11 protein-coding genes are annotated in these 14778 nt (G+C 47.8%); 10 read left to right on the plus strand and 1 reads right to left on the minus strand.

All coding sequences use genetic code 11. The features are described from left to right. The first annotated feature begins 198 nt into the window (after positions 1 to 198). Complete coding sequence (locus OXN25_09655) at positions 199 to 1617, plus strand: 3' terminal RNA ribose 2'-O-methyltransferase Hen1 (GenBank protein ID MDE0425122.1); 1419 nt, start codon at positions 199 to 201, stop codon at positions 1615 to 1617. After that, positions 1614 to 4178, plus strand: coding sequence for a polynucleotide kinase-phosphatase (locus tag OXN25_09660; protein ID MDE0425123.1), 2565 nt, complete (start codon positions 1614 to 1616; stop codon positions 4176 to 4178). Before OXN25_09655 ends, OXN25_09660 begins: the two co-directional genes overlap by 4 nt. Before the next feature lie 77 nt (positions 4179 to 4255). Here OXN25_09660 and OXN25_09665 read toward each other — a convergent pair whose 3' ends face one another. Further along, on the minus strand, positions 4256 to 4537 hold the full coding sequence (locus OXN25_09665) for a hypothetical protein (GenBank protein MDE0425124.1): 282 nt from the start codon (positions 4535 to 4537) through the stop codon (positions 4256 to 4258). Positions 4538 to 4852: 315 nt separating this feature from the next. Between OXN25_09665 and OXN25_09670 the strand changes: the two genes are divergently transcribed. From OXN25_09670 to OXN25_09705, 8 genes are all read left to right on the plus strand, one after another. Beyond that, the gene (locus tag OXN25_09670) at positions 4853 to 5767 is read left to right on the plus strand and encodes a hypothetical protein (GenBank protein MDE0425125.1); all 915 of its coding nucleotides are present in this window, start codon (positions 4853 to 4855) and stop codon (positions 5765 to 5767) included. A 77-nt stretch (positions 5768 to 5844) separates the two neighbouring features. After that, on the plus strand, positions 5845 to 7050 hold the full coding sequence (locus OXN25_09675) for a glycosyltransferase family 4 protein (protein ID MDE0425126.1): 1206 nt from the start codon (positions 5845 to 5847) through the stop codon (positions 7048 to 7050). Between the two features lie 18 nt (positions 7051 to 7068). Beyond that, positions 7069 to 8064, plus strand: coding sequence for an NAD-dependent epimerase/dehydratase family protein (locus OXN25_09680; GenBank protein MDE0425127.1), 996 nt, complete (start codon positions 7069 to 7071; stop codon positions 8062 to 8064). Positions 8065 to 8261: 197 nt separating this feature from the next. Then, entirely contained in the window at positions 8262 to 9623 is a 1362-nt protein-coding gene (locus tag OXN25_09685; protein ID MDE0425128.1) for an MATE family efflux transporter, read from the plus strand. A gap of 116 nt (positions 9624 to 9739) precedes the next feature. Further along, positions 9740 to 10654, plus strand: coding sequence for a sulfotransferase domain-containing protein (locus tag OXN25_09690; GenBank protein MDE0425129.1), 915 nt, complete (start codon positions 9740 to 9742; stop codon positions 10652 to 10654). 45 nt (positions 10655 to 10699) lie between these two features. Next, a complete protein-coding gene (locus OXN25_09695; GenBank protein MDE0425130.1) occupies positions 10700 to 11602 on the plus strand; it encodes a sulfotransferase domain-containing protein in 903 nt (300 codons plus the stop codon). A 22-nt stretch (positions 11603 to 11624) separates the two neighbouring features. Next, positions 11625 to 12986, plus strand: a complete 1362-nt coding sequence (locus tag OXN25_09700; protein MDE0425131.1) for a hypothetical protein — start codon at positions 11625 to 11627, stop codon at positions 12984 to 12986. Further along, positions 12983 to 14659 (plus strand): hypothetical protein, encoded by a 1677-nt coding sequence (locus OXN25_09705; protein MDE0425132.1) that lies wholly within the window; start codon positions 12983 to 12985, stop codon positions 14657 to 14659. Before OXN25_09700 ends, OXN25_09705 begins: the two co-directional genes overlap by 4 nt. Positions 14660 to 14778 lie beyond the last annotated feature (119 nt).

A 14778-nucleotide genomic window follows, 5' to 3' on the forward strand; every position in this document is an offset into this window, starting at 1 on the left:
CATAGGATCGGTGCGGTTAGAAACCGCACCTACCGGTGGAGTGCGTAAGTCCTAAAGTGCTTGGAAGCAAGGCTGCGATATATCAATCAACAGTCTCACGAGAACTTCTGGGGATTAACTGTTGCGTTATGCTGAAGGTGGCAGGTCTCTTTGGGCTGCCCCCTTTAGCACACTGCCTTCCTTAAAGGTCCTGTTGTTATGCTCCTGACAATATCAACAACATATTCCCCAGCGACAGACCTTGGATATCTGTTGCACAAACACCCAGCACGGATCCAATCCTTCGCTCTTAATTTCGGGCAAGCACACGTTTTCTACCCGGAGGCGAGTGCCGAAAGGTGCACAGCAGCCCTGCTTCTCGATATAGATAGCGTTGGACTGACCCGCCGTCCACACGGACGATCTGGGGAAAATTTCGCACTGGCACCGTACGTCAGCGATCGCCCCTATGTTGCCTCCTCGTTTTTGAGTGTCGCAATCGCGCAAGTATTTAGCAGTGCATTGTCCGGTAGAAGCAAAGAACGCCCGCAGCTCGCCGAGACAGCGATTCCCTTAGAAGCAAAGTTATCCATCCTCCCGTGTCAGGGCGGCGAACAATTGTTGCGGAGACTTTTCGAGCCGCTCGGTTATAAGATAAAAGTGGAGCGACACATCTTGGACGCGGAATTCCCGGATTGGGGTGAGAGCCGTTATTTCACAGTAACCCTGCAAAACACCTGCCGTTTGAGCGAACTTCTCACGCACCTGTACGTCTTGATTCCGGTGCTTGATGATGAGAAACATTACTGGGTTGACGAGGCAGAAATCGAGAAACTCTTAAAACACGGTGAAAATTGGCTCGCTGTGCATCCAGAACATGAATCCATTGTCGGTCGTTACTTAAAACATTTACGTCCATTGACCAATCAAGCACTTGCCCAACTATGCGACACAGATCTTCAACAAACCGACGAGGCACTTCAGGCAGAAGAAGAAACGCAAGCTGAAGCAGAAATCAGTCTGAACGAAATCCGTTTGCAGAGGGTCGCCGAGGCACTCAAGCAGTGCGGTGCGAAACGCGTGCTTGATTTGGGGTGCGGTGAGGGAAAACTCCTCCGTAAGCTCTTGCATGAAAAGCAGTTTGAAGAGATTGTCGGCATGGACGTTTCGCATCGTGCCTTGAAAATCGCGCAAGAACGACTCCATTACGATCAGTTGCCAGAGAATCAAAGAAAACGACTCCGTTTGTTCCAAGGGTCGCTCACCTATCGAGACACACGTCTCGCTGGATACGATGCCGCTGCGGTTATAGAGGTGATTGAACACTTAGATTTACCACGCCTTGCGGCTTTTGAGCGGGTGCTTTTTGAGTTTGCCCGTCCCGGGACAGTTGTACTAACGACACCGAACAGAGAATACAACGTGAAATTTGAGAATCTCCAAGGTGGACGCTTTCGACACAAGGACCACCGTTTTGAATGGACGCGGGACGAGTTTCAGTCTTGGGCAACCCGTATCTCCGAACGCTTCAGTTATGCCGTTGCGTTTCATCCAATCGGACCAACAACTGAAGATGTTGGCGCGCCGACACAGATGGTGGTCTTTACCCGAGAAAATCAGGAAAAACAGATAACATGATTCTAAAAATCCCTGAACCGTCGCTTGTACTTCTCATCGGCCCTTCAGGTTCAGGCAAGTCCACCTTTGCGAGCAAGCATTTTAAGCCGACCGAGATTCTCTCGTCCGATTTCTGTCGAGGTCTCGTTTCGGACGACGAAACCGATCAAACAGCAACAAAAGACGCGTTTGAGGTGCTACGGTTCATCGCTGCCAAACGGCTCGCCGCCGGAAAACTGACAGTCATTGACGCAACCAACGTCCAAGGCGACGCACGAAAACCTCTGCTTGCGCTGGCGCGCGAATACCATTACCTCACCGCTGCCATCGTGTTCAACATCCCCACGAAACTCTGTCAGGAAAGAAACGCAACACGACCCGACCGCGATTTAAAACCGCACGTCATCCGACAACAACACCAACAACTTCGTCGTTCACTGCGTTATCTTAAGCGCGAAGGTTTTCGACAGTTCCTCTATGTGATGTCCACACCCGAAGTCGTTGCAGCCGCTCGCGTGGAACGACAACCCTTGTGGTCAAACCGTACAGACGAACAAGGTCCCTTCGACATTATCGGTGATGTTCACGGCTGTTTTGACGAACTGGTCGAATTGCTTCAAAAACTCGGCTATAAAATCTCAACACAACCCGACGGGGACACTATCGTTGAACCGCCAGAAGGCAGAAAAGCTGTTTTCGTCGGAGATTATGTTGATCGAGGTCCAAAGGTCGCTGAGGTCTTGCGTCTTATCATGCGGATGCACGAAATGGGTGCAGCGATCTGCGTACCGGGGAACCACGATGTAAAACTGGTTCGGGCACTCCGCGGGAGAAATGTGAAGCGGACACACGGACTGGCGGAATCACTGGCGCAATTAGCGGAAGAATCAACAGAATTTAAAACACAGATTGCAGAATTTTTAGATGGTTTAGTAAGTCATTATGTGCTTGACGACGCGAAGTTAGTTGTCGCTCACGCTGGAATGAAGGCGGAACTACAGGGACGCGCATCAGGGCGCGTGCGGGAATTCGCAATGTACGGCGAAACCACTGGAGAAACCGATGAATTCGGGTTACCCATCCGCCTCAACTGGGCGGAGGAATACCGCGGGACTGCAACGGTTGTCTATGGACACACGCCGGTCACCGAGCCGCAATGGGTAAACCGTACAATCAATATCGATACCGGATGCGTTTTCGGCGGCGAACTCACGGCGTTGCGATACCCTGAAAGAGAGTTGGTATCTGTCGCGGCGCACCGGACATATTATGAACCCGTGAAACCACTCCTTAATGAAATGGACGAATCGTCTCCCCCCAAAACGCAGGGATATGACGATATCTTAGACATCAACGATGTGCTGGAAAGGCGCGCGATCAGCACGCGGTTACACGGCAACCTAACAATCCGCGAAGAGAATGCTATAACGGCGTTAGAAGTGATCAGCCGTTTCGCTGTCCATCCAAAATGGCTTATATATCTTCCACCCACGATGTCCCCAACCGAAACAACGAACAGGTCAGACCTGCTCGAACACCCCGCAGAAGCGTTCGCTTATTATCACAAGCAAGGGGTAACCGATGTTATCTATCAAGAGAAACACATGGGATCGCGTGCGATTCTCGTTGTTTGTCGCGATCCAGAAACCGCAAAAAAACGATTTGGCATTGCAGATAACACGCTTGGTGTCTGTTACACACGAACCGGCAGATCTTTCTTTAACGATGCCGCAGTTGAAACCGCTTTACTTGAACACGTAAAAGCTGCGATGGATGAGGTCGGCTATTGGGAAAGTCTTGGGACAGATTGGATTTGTCTTGACTGTGAATTGATGCCGTGGTCGGTGAAGGCACAAGAGTTGCTAAAGCAACAATACGCGCCAGTCGGGACATCGGCGCGTGTCGCTTTGGAAGCAGCAGTTGCCTCCCTAAAAACCACTGCTGAAAGAGGGGTTGATGTAAATAGTATCTTGGAGAGTTATCGCCAACGCACAGAAGCCGTAACCGAATACATCAAGGCTTATCAGCAATACTGCTGGTCTGTTGAATCAATCACAGACTTGAAGTTAGCACCGTTCCACTTGCTTGCGACGGAAGGAAGAACGTATTTTGACAAAGACCATCTCTGGCATACGCAAATGCTCACGAAACTCTGTCAAAGTTCTGAAGATGACGTGTTGTTTGCAACCCGATACGGCGTCGTAGATTTAACCGATGACACGAGCCAAACGGAAGCGATTCGGCAGTGGGAGGAACTCACGGCGCACGGTGGCGAAGGCACGGTTATCAAACCACTGAATTTCGTCGTTCGAGGCAAACGAGGCTTGGTACAACCCGCTGTAAAGTGCCGAGGTCGTGAATACCTACGGATCATCTATGGACCCGAATATACATTGCCTCAAAATTTGGAACGTCTCCGTTCCCGTGGCGTTTCTCACAAACGTTCTCTCGCGCTTAGAGAGTTTGCCTTGGGTGTTGAAGCACTTGAGCGTTTCGTTAGCCGTGAACCGCTGTCTCGTGTCCACGAGTGTGTTTTCGGGGTTCTTGCACTGGAAAGTGAGGCGGTTGATCCCAGACTATGAGATAAACTTTTCAACGGCGTGGTGTGTTTGGGAGCGTAAATATTTTGCCTTGCGGTGAGAGTTTTTGAATCGTAGATTTATTTTAGGAAGGCGACAACGACTGCACAGATCGCAACGAAAATGGAAATACCGGTGAGAACAACATGACGTGTATCAGACCGTCCTTCAAGTTTACCCTTCACCCAGGCGACATCCGTTTTTACATCACTGATTTCCTTGTGTAAGTCCGTCTGTACATCACTGATTTGCTTGTGTAAGTCAGTTTTTACATCACTGATTTCCGAGCGTAAGGATGATACCTCCTGACGCAATTCATTGAGCGTAGTGATGACCATTTCTTCAAATCTATTTCCATTCATGATACGTTTCCTTATTAACTTTTGCCGGTTCTGCCAGCGAAACCTCTTAGCACGGAAAACGGGCGGCACCGCGACAAGGTGTCAGTAGAGACAAGCCAAATCTCATAACTGCTAAAATTAGGATATCACATCCGTGAGAATAAAGCAAGGAAAAAATGAAAAAAGACAGAATCGCAAACCGGACAACGAATATAACGAAAACCAAATTCCCAACTCCCGAAAAAATTAATGAAAATCCACACAATTTGCAACAAACCCTACAAAATAGCGTTCTCTTATATAGCCATGAAATGATTGGACCCGTAAATACAAAAAATGAAAATTCAGTACTTAAGATACTACCTGCTAATCCTCTGCATTAATTTAATCATAGGCATAGGCTGCACAACAGAAAACACCACCAACCCCGTGGATCCGACAGAAAGTTCGGAGGTTGTTCTTGAAAACCATCAACTCACCGAAAACGAAACGTGGACACCTGAAAAGACTTACACCGTGAAAGGCACGCTGGAGATTCCACAGGATGTAACCCTCAATATCCAACCCGGCACGACTGTCAAATTTGGACGCAATGCCCTGCTTACAGTGAGAGGCATCCTAAAGATAGGAACCCCGTTAGCACAGGAACAGGTAACCGAACTCGTCTATCTTACATCGGAGAACATCAAACCCACACCCGCGGATTGGAATGGTATCCTTTTCGATCACACACACGACTTAGAAAGTTTTATCAGGGGAGCAGTCATCGAGTATGCCACAACCGCACTGGACATCAAAACAACCTCGCCGACTGTGGCGGCGTGTACACTACGTCTGAACACAACCGCCATCGCTTTAGACGGCAGCGACGCACAGATCCAACACAACGATATCCTCGACAATAACACCGGGGTCAAAACCATCGGTCGCCAAACACGTCCACAAATCCAAAAAAACAACATTACCAAAAACGAGACCGGTATCTTCTGTGAAAATGTCCAGTCTATCATTCGCAATAACAATCTGAATGCAAATATCTTCGCACTCCAGTTAAATGTAAAGTTTAACCTAATCGTGAGCAACAATTGGTGGGGTAACTCGGACGCTACGGAAATAGCCAACGTCATCATAGATGCCGCCGATCGAGAACTGATTACCAAACAAGTTGGAATCGTCTATTATGAACCGTTCACAGACGAACGAATTGCCGACGCAGGTTTCCCATATCCGACATTGTTGGATAGCAATTAGTGAACCGCAAACCGTTATTCGCGGACCGCGGTTCGCGATTAGCGAAACGCGAATAGCGAGTAAAGGAGGCATTACCGATGAAACGTACGATTCTGAACGTCTCACAAAATTATCACGTCCGCGGTGGTTCTGACCGGTACTTTTTTACGCTCGCTGAACTGTTGCAAAAGCACGGACACCGAGTAGTGCCATTTACAGCAGCGAGTCCGAATAACGAGCCATCTGAATGGGAAGGCTATTTCCCACGCGGTGCGGATTTCGAGCATCCCGGTGCAGGAGATTTACTCCGCTTTTTGTACTCACACGACGCTGTTAAATCAATCCGACAGCTGTTGAAAGCCACAGACATCGATCTTGCACACTTCCATATCTACTACGGTAAACTCACCACCTCAATCTTGGAAGTCCTCAAAAGAGACGGTATTTCGCTCATTCAGACGTTACATGAATATAAGCTAACCTGTCCCGTCTACAGTCATCTCTCAAACGATCAGATTTGTGAGGCGTGCGAAGGCAAACACTTTTGGCGCGCACTCCCAAAGCGATGCAATAGAGGCTCACTCGCTCGTACGGCGTTGAGCGTTACCGAGTCTTACATATCCAAGATGCTCGGTGCCGTTAAGAAATTTGACCATTTCATCTCAGTCTCCCATTTCCTCCGAAAAAAGATGATCTCGCACGGCATCCCTGAAGACAAAATCTCAACCGTTCACAATTTCGTCGATGTCTCTGACATTACACCTAACTTCTCCGAGGGGGATTATATTCTCTATTTCGGACGGGTGCATCGGAGCAAAGGCATCCTGACGCTTATCGAGGCAGCCGTCCCACTCACAGACGTTCCCATCTATATCGTAGGCGACGGCGAAGCGATGCCAGAAGTCCAGCAGATCATCGAACAAAACGGGTGTAAACATATCCATCTCCTCGGCTTTAAGCAGGGCGACGAACTCCGTGAATTGATTCTCAACAGCATCTGTACAGTGCTACCCTCAGAGTGGTACGAAAACTGTCCAATGTCCGTCTTAGAATCCTATGCCTACGGCAAACCCGTCATCGGTGCCGATATTGGTGGGATACCTGAACTCATCGTAGATGGCGTTGACGGATGCCTCGTCCCATCTGGTGAACAAGAAACATTACGAGATCGGCTGCTGTGGATGTCCGAGCATAAAAGCGATGCTGCAGAAATGGGACGCATCGGTCGCTACAAAATGGAAACGGAATTTAACGCCGACATCCACTATGAAAGAATTATGAATGTCTATCAACAATTCCTGTAGGAAACCAAAAACTATACTATGAAAAAGAAAGCATTAGTCACAGGTGGTGCGGGTTTTATGGGCGCGCACGTCGTTAATGAACTTCTCCGCCAAGGCGACACAGATGTCGTCGCACTTGACGACCTCAGCGGCGGTTTCCGTGAGAACCTTAATCCCGCTGTAACCTTTGTCGAAGGAAGTATACTTGATACTTCGCTGATAAATCAACTCTGTGAGCAGCATCAATTCGACTACATCTATCATCTCGCTGCTTATGCGGCAGAGGGATTGAGTCACTTTATCAAACGATTCAACTATCAGAACAACCTCATCGGAAGCGTAAACCTTATAAACGCCGCCGTAAACTACAACGTCAAACGCTTTGTGTTCACCTCATCCATTGCTGTCTACGGTGAAAACCAGCTCCCAATGCATGAAGGACTTCAACCGATGCCGGAAGATTCTTACGGCATCGCCAAATACGCTGTAGAACAAGAACTCGCTGTCTCCAAACGGCTCTTCGGCTTGGAGTATACCATTTTTCGACCCCATAACGTCTACGGTGAACTTCAAAATATCGGCGACAAGTATCGAAACGTCATCGGTATTTTCATGAACAACATCATGCAAGAGGAACCTTTGGTAATCTTTGGAGACGGAGAACAGACACGCGCCTTTACGCACATAGCGGATGTCGCACCCCATATCGCTCGCGCTGTAGACATTCCGGAGGCTTCGGGAGAGGTCTTTAACGTCGGTTCCGATAAATATGTAACCGTCAACGAATTGGCGGACTTGGTGATGACAGCAATGGGAAAAGAGGTAAGTGTTATCAATATGCGTGCCAGAGAAGAGGTAAAACACGCCTATTGCTCACATGAGAAATTCCAAGGTGTTTTCGGAGACACATCAAAGGTAGAACTTCCAGACGGTTTGGACAGAATGGCGACATGGGCAAAATCTGTTGGTCCACGAGTTTCCAGTCCTTTCACTAACATCGAAATCCGTAAAAATTTGCCTGATAGCTGGAAGTAGATAGCCATCAGCATTGGCCCGCAAGTCCACACGCGACTTGCGTAGGTCGCTACGCTTTGGATTTCCATCAGCACACTTCACTTTCGATTTCCGTCAACAAAGACGCAAGCGTTACCCGGTGAATGCCATAAGGCATTCATACCGTTGATTACACCTCTTTTTCTTTACTGACCGCTGACTGCTGATCGCTGACCGCTATGCTATCAAGAAATACGCAACAGCCACAAGAAGTTACCAACAGCCAACAGCCAACAGCCAACAGCCGTTACAAAACTCTTTGGGTGATGCTAATTACGTGTGCCGGCATGGGATTGAGCCTCCTCGTCCGTGTCCTATTGATTCCAAAGCGGTTCGGCTTCAGCGACACAGCAGACGCACTCATAACCGCATTGACGGTGGTGTTCGTTGTTGATACAATTGTCCGAGAAGGTGCTAAATTTAGCCTCGTTCCTCTTTTTGTTACGCGTGAAAAGGAGATGCCCCGCGCAGCATATCAACGTTTCACCAATAGTCTGCTGTTCGCTTTAATAAGTATCGGTTTTGGAATTTTTATCTTAATCGAACTGGTCGCGCCGTGGATAGCAGGCGGATTGTTAGCGCGATCAACTGTTGATGTCGAAAAAGGAACGACACTTTTACGGCTCTGTGCACCGATCCTTGTCTTCGGATGCGGTAGCACGGTGCTCGGTGCTTTCCTGAACAGCCAACAACGCTTTAAAACGGTCGCACTCCGAAACGCATTACCCGCTGGCACTGCAGCGGTTGTATTTTTAGTTCTATGGAACACCGAGAACCTTGAAAACTGGATTGCGGTGGCGTACACTGGTGGCTTTGCCGTATACTTTGGATGGTTGTGCATCGGAACCTATCGAACGGGACATCGGTATAACCTGATAGGTATCTCTGTAGATACACTCCGCGCTTTGAAGAATACGGTCACGTTGCCAACACTCGGTTTCGCAACTCGGCAAGTTACAAACCGTCTGTTGGTCGAGATATACCTCGTCTCGCAACTCGGCGGCGGTGCGATTACACTCTATAAATCCGCTTTCCAGATCTTCTCGGCTTTACAGACCCTTATCGGTATTAGTATTGCGACAACAGGTCTGCCCGATATGGCAACAGACGACGCCGTAAATGATAAAAAGAAGTTAGGACGCACGCTTAACCGAAATGTACGCACCGCCATAATTATTGGACTCCCAGCAATGCTAATCCTGCTGATATTTCACGAAAAAATCAGTCGGATTTTGTATGGGAGAGGCGCGACCGATCACGCCTCTATTGAATTAATTGGGCAACTTCTCTTTTGGCTCAGCATAGGATTGATATTTTCGTGTCTGATACCCGTTCTGAATGCTGGACTCTACGCACAAAAGGCTTACAAGCACATCTTCGCAAATATGGTAATGATGGCGTTTCTTAATTTCATCGCGGCGTATGGATTGATTGAAATGAGGGGACTCACAGGGGTCGCGCTCGCTGTATCAATTACGGCACTCCTCGCCGTCGGAAATTTGACGCGCCTCCTCCGAAAGACAAAGGTCTCTTGGTTTTAGATAGCAGTCAGCAGTCAGCGATCAGCGCGTGGCAAGCACAACTTGCTAACCACTGCAAACTAATCTTACTAATGGTTGACACCAATAAGAAAGAAAAAGAGATAAATGAGATGGGAATGAAAAATGTTCGAGATTATCACTATCTTATTGTAGGCGGCACGACGAAGGCGGCAACAACGTCGCTATTCACCTATCTCGCTGACCATCCTGCTACCTGTGCTGCCACTTATAAAGAGACCCGTTTTTTCCTCAGTACCGATTATCCGCTTCCTTCAAAATACCGATACAAAGGAGATGTAGAAGCATACAATCGCCTCTTTCCTAACCCTAACGAAAAGCAGCTACGGGTTGAATCAACACCAGACTACCTGTATTGCGATAAGGCGCGTGAGCGAATCGCAGCGTCCCTACCGCACGTAAAGTTAGTCTTCAGCCTTCGGGAACCCATCTCAAGATTAATTTCGTGGTATCGGTTCGGGAAGCAAATTGGCAAACTGCCACAAACCCTAAGTTTCGACGCTTATGTTGATCTGCTCTTTGCCGCTGGGCAGCAGGAAGAACAGTACTTGCAAACACTCCAACAAGGCTGCTATACTACCTATTTGGAACCCTATTTTAATTTATTCGGTCCGGCGCGCATCCACATCCTTTTTTATGAGGAATTGGCGGCGCAACCGTTGAACGTTATGACCGATTTGTGCAGCTTTGCCGAGATAGATACGGATTTTTATAAAGATTACGCCTTTAAAGTAACAAACCGATCCGAGAATATGAGAAACTCTGAACTGCATCGGAAATACCGAGACTTCCGATTCCGACTGCGACAGTGGACGCATAACAAACCGATCATCCATACACCGCTGCGGAGCATCCGAAAAACAATTGAACCTCTCTATCTCCGTCTAAACACGCAACCTGAAAAGAAAATTCAGATGTCAGAAGAGACGCAATGCCGTTTGACCGCCTATTACAAATCTGATATTCATGCCCTTAGTGAATTAATTGGGAAACCTTTACCCTGGTCTCTTTAATTTCTATGAGGATTTTGGAAGGGAGAGCAGGATCGGGAAAAAATTATGACAAAAAGAATCCAACTCATGATTGTTGGCGCGCAAAAATCGGGGACATCCTCACTCCTCCGTTACTTGGCACAACATCCAGATATCCATACGCATGCACAGTCAGAGATGACCTTTTTCCTTCAAGAACACGAATACACACAAGGGTATGACCGGGCTTTCGCGAAGTACTTTGCAGGTGAGAAAATCGCAGATAAACCACTCATTGCCAAGAACGTGATGGTGATGCACTTCCGGGAGGTTATGCAACGGATTTACGATCACAATCCTGAGATACATCTCGTTGTGCTTTTACGGGAACCCGTTGCCCGTGCCTATTCCGCCTATTGGTGGGCGCGCCGGAGAGGTTGGGAAAACATCAAAACCTACGAAGAGGCACTCGCCACTGAGAAAGCACGCCTGAACGAAGACCGGTTTAAATGGCGACAGTGTGTCTACCAGTACAACAGCATCTATTACCCACACGTCAAAAATTTGATAGATCAATTCGGGCGAAATCAGGTCCACTGCTTCTTAACCGACGACTTAAAAGAAAATGCCGAAGGTATTTGCCAACAACTCTTTAACCGCATCGGTATCCGTGACGATTTCAAACCTTCAATAGGGGAACGACACAATCAAGCCACTATGCCGCGTTCGGAAGGATTTAACTTCCTCTTTACACAATTTCTGGCATCCCGCAATCCACTGAGAAAAGCCATTAGAAAACTCGTGCCGGATGCGGCTGCTTACAAACTCAGAAAAGCCGTTCTCGACTGGAACGAAAGACCTCAGAAGGATGAGAATTGGACACCGCCGCCGCTGGACCCAGAGACCCGCAAACAACAGATGGCGTACTTCAAACCGTTTAACGAACAATTAGCTGAATTATTGGATAGAGACCTGACGGATTGGTTATAACCATTAACCAACAACTAAAAGAATGATCTACTTTCTGACAGGATACGTCGCTTTTGAAGAGTTTATACTGAAGTTTTTACCCGTTAGCGATGTCATTTACTCCTACTTAAGATTCTTCGGCGAAATGCTCATCTACGTGGCTTTCGGGAAACTCGTCATCCATAAACTCTATAGAGGCATCCCTTTCGTCAAAACAGCAATCGACTTACCAGTTATCGGATTTTACACCGTCGTACTGTTGTCAATATTAGTGAACGGATCCCCACTGATAGGGAGCCTTTACAATATCCGTCCATTTGCGCGATACATCGTTCTTTTTTATCTGGTCGCGAATTCTAACCTATCAGAGAGACACATCAGAACCTTTTTACGCATCATTCTCGGTGTTGGTATCCTCCAAATCGGTGCGGGTATCATTCAGTGGGCGGGTGGCCCCGCTGCATTCAACTTCTTTTTACCGCGCGAAACCACACTCACCATAGGTGGGTTCACAAAAGAATACAGACTGCTTGAACTCGGCAGAGAAATTGGGAGCGTCTACGGAACTTTAGGCGACACGGTGATCTATGGGGTTTTCATGATTCTCGTCCTTGTCATCTATCTCTCCCGTATTAGGCGACTGGAGTACCTGAACTTGCTCGGCGCAGCGATACTGTTTTTCTTTATCGCGCGCTCATATTCGCGCGCCGCTACCTTCTCGGCACTCCTTGCAGGCGGCGCGTGGTTCTACTTTCAGTACGGCTGGAAAAAGACACTTCAATTAGCATTATCCATCGCGATGGTCTTTGGGATCCTCTTGGCAATAGTAAACCCCTTTAACCTTGAGTACATAAACCCTCGTAAAGCGAGGGTTGGGCTCATTGGGAACGTAACAGGTGTATTTTCAGGTTCTTACGTCCGCGTCGCGCAGAAACAACGGCTCGGTGCCTTAATTGGGAACGTCCCAACAGTTCTCGTGAACAAACCTATCTTAGGCTACGGCGCAGATCAAAACACCACGATTGAAAGGCTTAATGCCAGCCAACGCTCTTTCCTCCTGAAAATACTCAGCAAGAACGGTTTCAAGGATGTGTATTGGGTGGCAATTCTCTGCTTCTACGGTTTATTGGGATTAGGCTTCTTCGCGCTAATATTCTACCGGCTCTTTCGTGCCGCTTTAGACCTCTACAGGAGATCCGTTAGTACACCATTGGCTGTGTCGCGCCTGACCCGGCAGATTTCAATTATCATGCTCTGCCTCGTTGCCGTTACCGCCTTCTTACTCTTCTTCAATCGAACCCTTGAATTCCGAGGTTACGGATTCTATTTCTGGCTCTGCGCCGGACTCATGTTCGCCAGCGATAGATCGCTTTCAACCTATAGACCGCTGAGGATAACGCTATGATTACCACACAAATATCTCCATTATGGGGGCTGCTACACAGCATAGCAGCAAGAGTGGAAGGGTGGAAGAGTAGAAGTACGGCTCCCATCCTTCCGTTCTTCCAACCTTCCATCCAATCCATAATAACTGTCGCGATATTGTTATTTCTGAACATCGGCTGCCGAGAGGAAGCCCCGCCGCCAGAAGTATTCCGTTTAGAAATTGGCACACAGGCTGCGCAACCGCTCCGCCATGCCCTCCACGGGTTCAATACAAATATGATGAGCGGCGATTACGGGTACCTTGACACCGATTTTGTCGATTTAACCAAGGCACTTATGCCGAAGACCTTACGATTTCCCGGCGGCACAGTAGGAAACTTCTATCATTGGGAAGCCAGCGGCTTTTTTGAGAGTGAAATGGCATCAACGCTCAACGCAAAACTTAATAAACGAAACAAAGACAATTACGTTAAACTTCAGAAGCGAAGGAACGGCAAAATCGCTTTTGACGATTTTATGCAGTTGTGTAACACATTACAGATAACCCCTGTTGTCGTTGTGAATCTATGGACAGGTAGTCCCGAAGAGAGCGCAGCGTGGGTCGACTACGCCAAAAGCAAAGGGTATCAAATTACACACTGGGAACTCGGCAACGAGTATTATCTGCCACACTACCTCAACAAATACCAGACAGTCAAAAACTACATCGCCGAAGCCAAAAAACATGCCGCAGCGATGAAAGCCGTTAACCCGAATATAAAGGTATCCGTCTGTGCCACGCCTCTCGGTTTCCACAAAGAAGGGTGGCTGGTAAAAAGACAGCAACGGAAATGGGACGAAGGTCTCGCAGCGGACAGCAGCTTTTTCGACGCTTACACCGTTCACGCTTATGCTTACAAAGCCGTTCAAAAAAAAGAGATAGAGGAGATGCGCTGCTACCTCATGGGATGGATTCATTTCGGGGTCGCAGAAGCTCTCGACTACTATCAAAAACTATTTCCAAACAAGGAGATGTGGATAACGGAATGGAACATCGCCAATCCTGCGAACCGCGTCGCCAATACACAACTTCATGCAATGTATGCCGGCGATTTTTTCTTAAGACTGCTATCGATACCTAACATCACGCAGGCAAACTTTCATGTTATCGCTGGTCCCGGGAAGGGGTTTCCCGTATTTTCGCCGATAACGCCTCCAACACCTGGCACTTTTTGGAAATACGGTGGCGAACCTGAATCGGATTTCGGTAACAATATCCGGCGTGCCGTTTATCCGACTTTTCAACTCATCGGTGAAGCATTTGCGCAGGCAGACACACAGTTTACGGTGTCAATCGAAAATTCGCCGCTCCTTGAAGGTGCTTTAACTTATGCAAAGCAACAGATGCCGGGTATCCAAGCACAAGCCGTCGGTAAAAAAAATGATGCAAATGAAACGGAATACCTTGCCATCTTCATCAGCAATCGCACAAGCGAGCATCACACACCACAAATCGTGATTGACGGCAAGTATTACAAAGGTGATATCACGTATCGTTATGTCGCCGATGAAAGACTCAAGGCAACAAATGGAGGCAATGCCGAAATGGAAGGATCCGGCAAAATCGAAGTCCGTATTCAGGAATGGTACGGGAAAGCAACGGAATTCATTATCCCCAAAAACAGTTTCGGCATCTTGAAAATAAAGAGATAGCCGGGATAGATCCTGTATCTACTCTCTTAGAAACCTTATATCTTCCCAATCGCGTTGGAATTCACCAGATACCATCGTGGAATGAAATTGTGAGCGATTAGCGAACAATTTGTCTTAGC

It is taken from the genome of Candidatus Poribacteria bacterium, assembly GCA_028820845.1.
Lineage (GTDB): Bacteria > Poribacteria > WGA-4E > WGA-4E > WGA-3G > WGA-3G.

Excerpts from the sequence above, each read along its gene's own strand:
- OXN25_09655 (MDE0425122.1), top strand. The coding sequence starts at position 199 with ATGCTCCTGACAATATCAACAACATATTCCCCAGCGACAGACCTTGGA.
- OXN25_09660 (MDE0425123.1), top strand. The coding sequence starts at position 1,614 with ATGATTCTAAAAATCCCTGAACCGTCGCTTGTACTTCTCATCGGCCCT.
- OXN25_09665 (MDE0425124.1), bottom strand. The coding sequence starts at position 4,537 with ATGAATGGAAATAGATTTGAAGAAATGGTCATCACTACGCTCAATGAA.
- OXN25_09670 (MDE0425125.1), top strand. The coding sequence starts at position 4,853 with ATGAAAATTCAGTACTTAAGATACTACCTGCTAATCCTCTGCATTAAT.
- OXN25_09675 (MDE0425126.1), top strand. The coding sequence starts at position 5,845 with ATGAAACGTACGATTCTGAACGTCTCACAAAATTATCACGTCCGCGGT.
- OXN25_09680 (MDE0425127.1), top strand. The coding sequence starts at position 7,069 with ATGAAAAAGAAAGCATTAGTCACAGGTGGTGCGGGTTTTATGGGCGCG.
- OXN25_09685 (MDE0425128.1), top strand. The coding sequence starts at position 8,262 with ATGCTATCAAGAAATACGCAACAGCCACAAGAAGTTACCAACAGCCAA.
- OXN25_09690 (MDE0425129.1), top strand. The coding sequence starts at position 9,740 with ATGAAAAATGTTCGAGATTATCACTATCTTATTGTAGGCGGCACGACG.
- OXN25_09695 (MDE0425130.1), top strand. The coding sequence starts at position 10,700 with ATGACAAAAAGAATCCAACTCATGATTGTTGGCGCGCAAAAATCGGGG.
- OXN25_09700 (MDE0425131.1), top strand. The coding sequence starts at position 11,625 with ATGATCTACTTTCTGACAGGATACGTCGCTTTTGAAGAGTTTATACTG.
- OXN25_09705 (MDE0425132.1), top strand. The coding sequence starts at position 12,983 with ATGATTACCACACAAATATCTCCATTATGGGGGCTGCTACACAGCATA.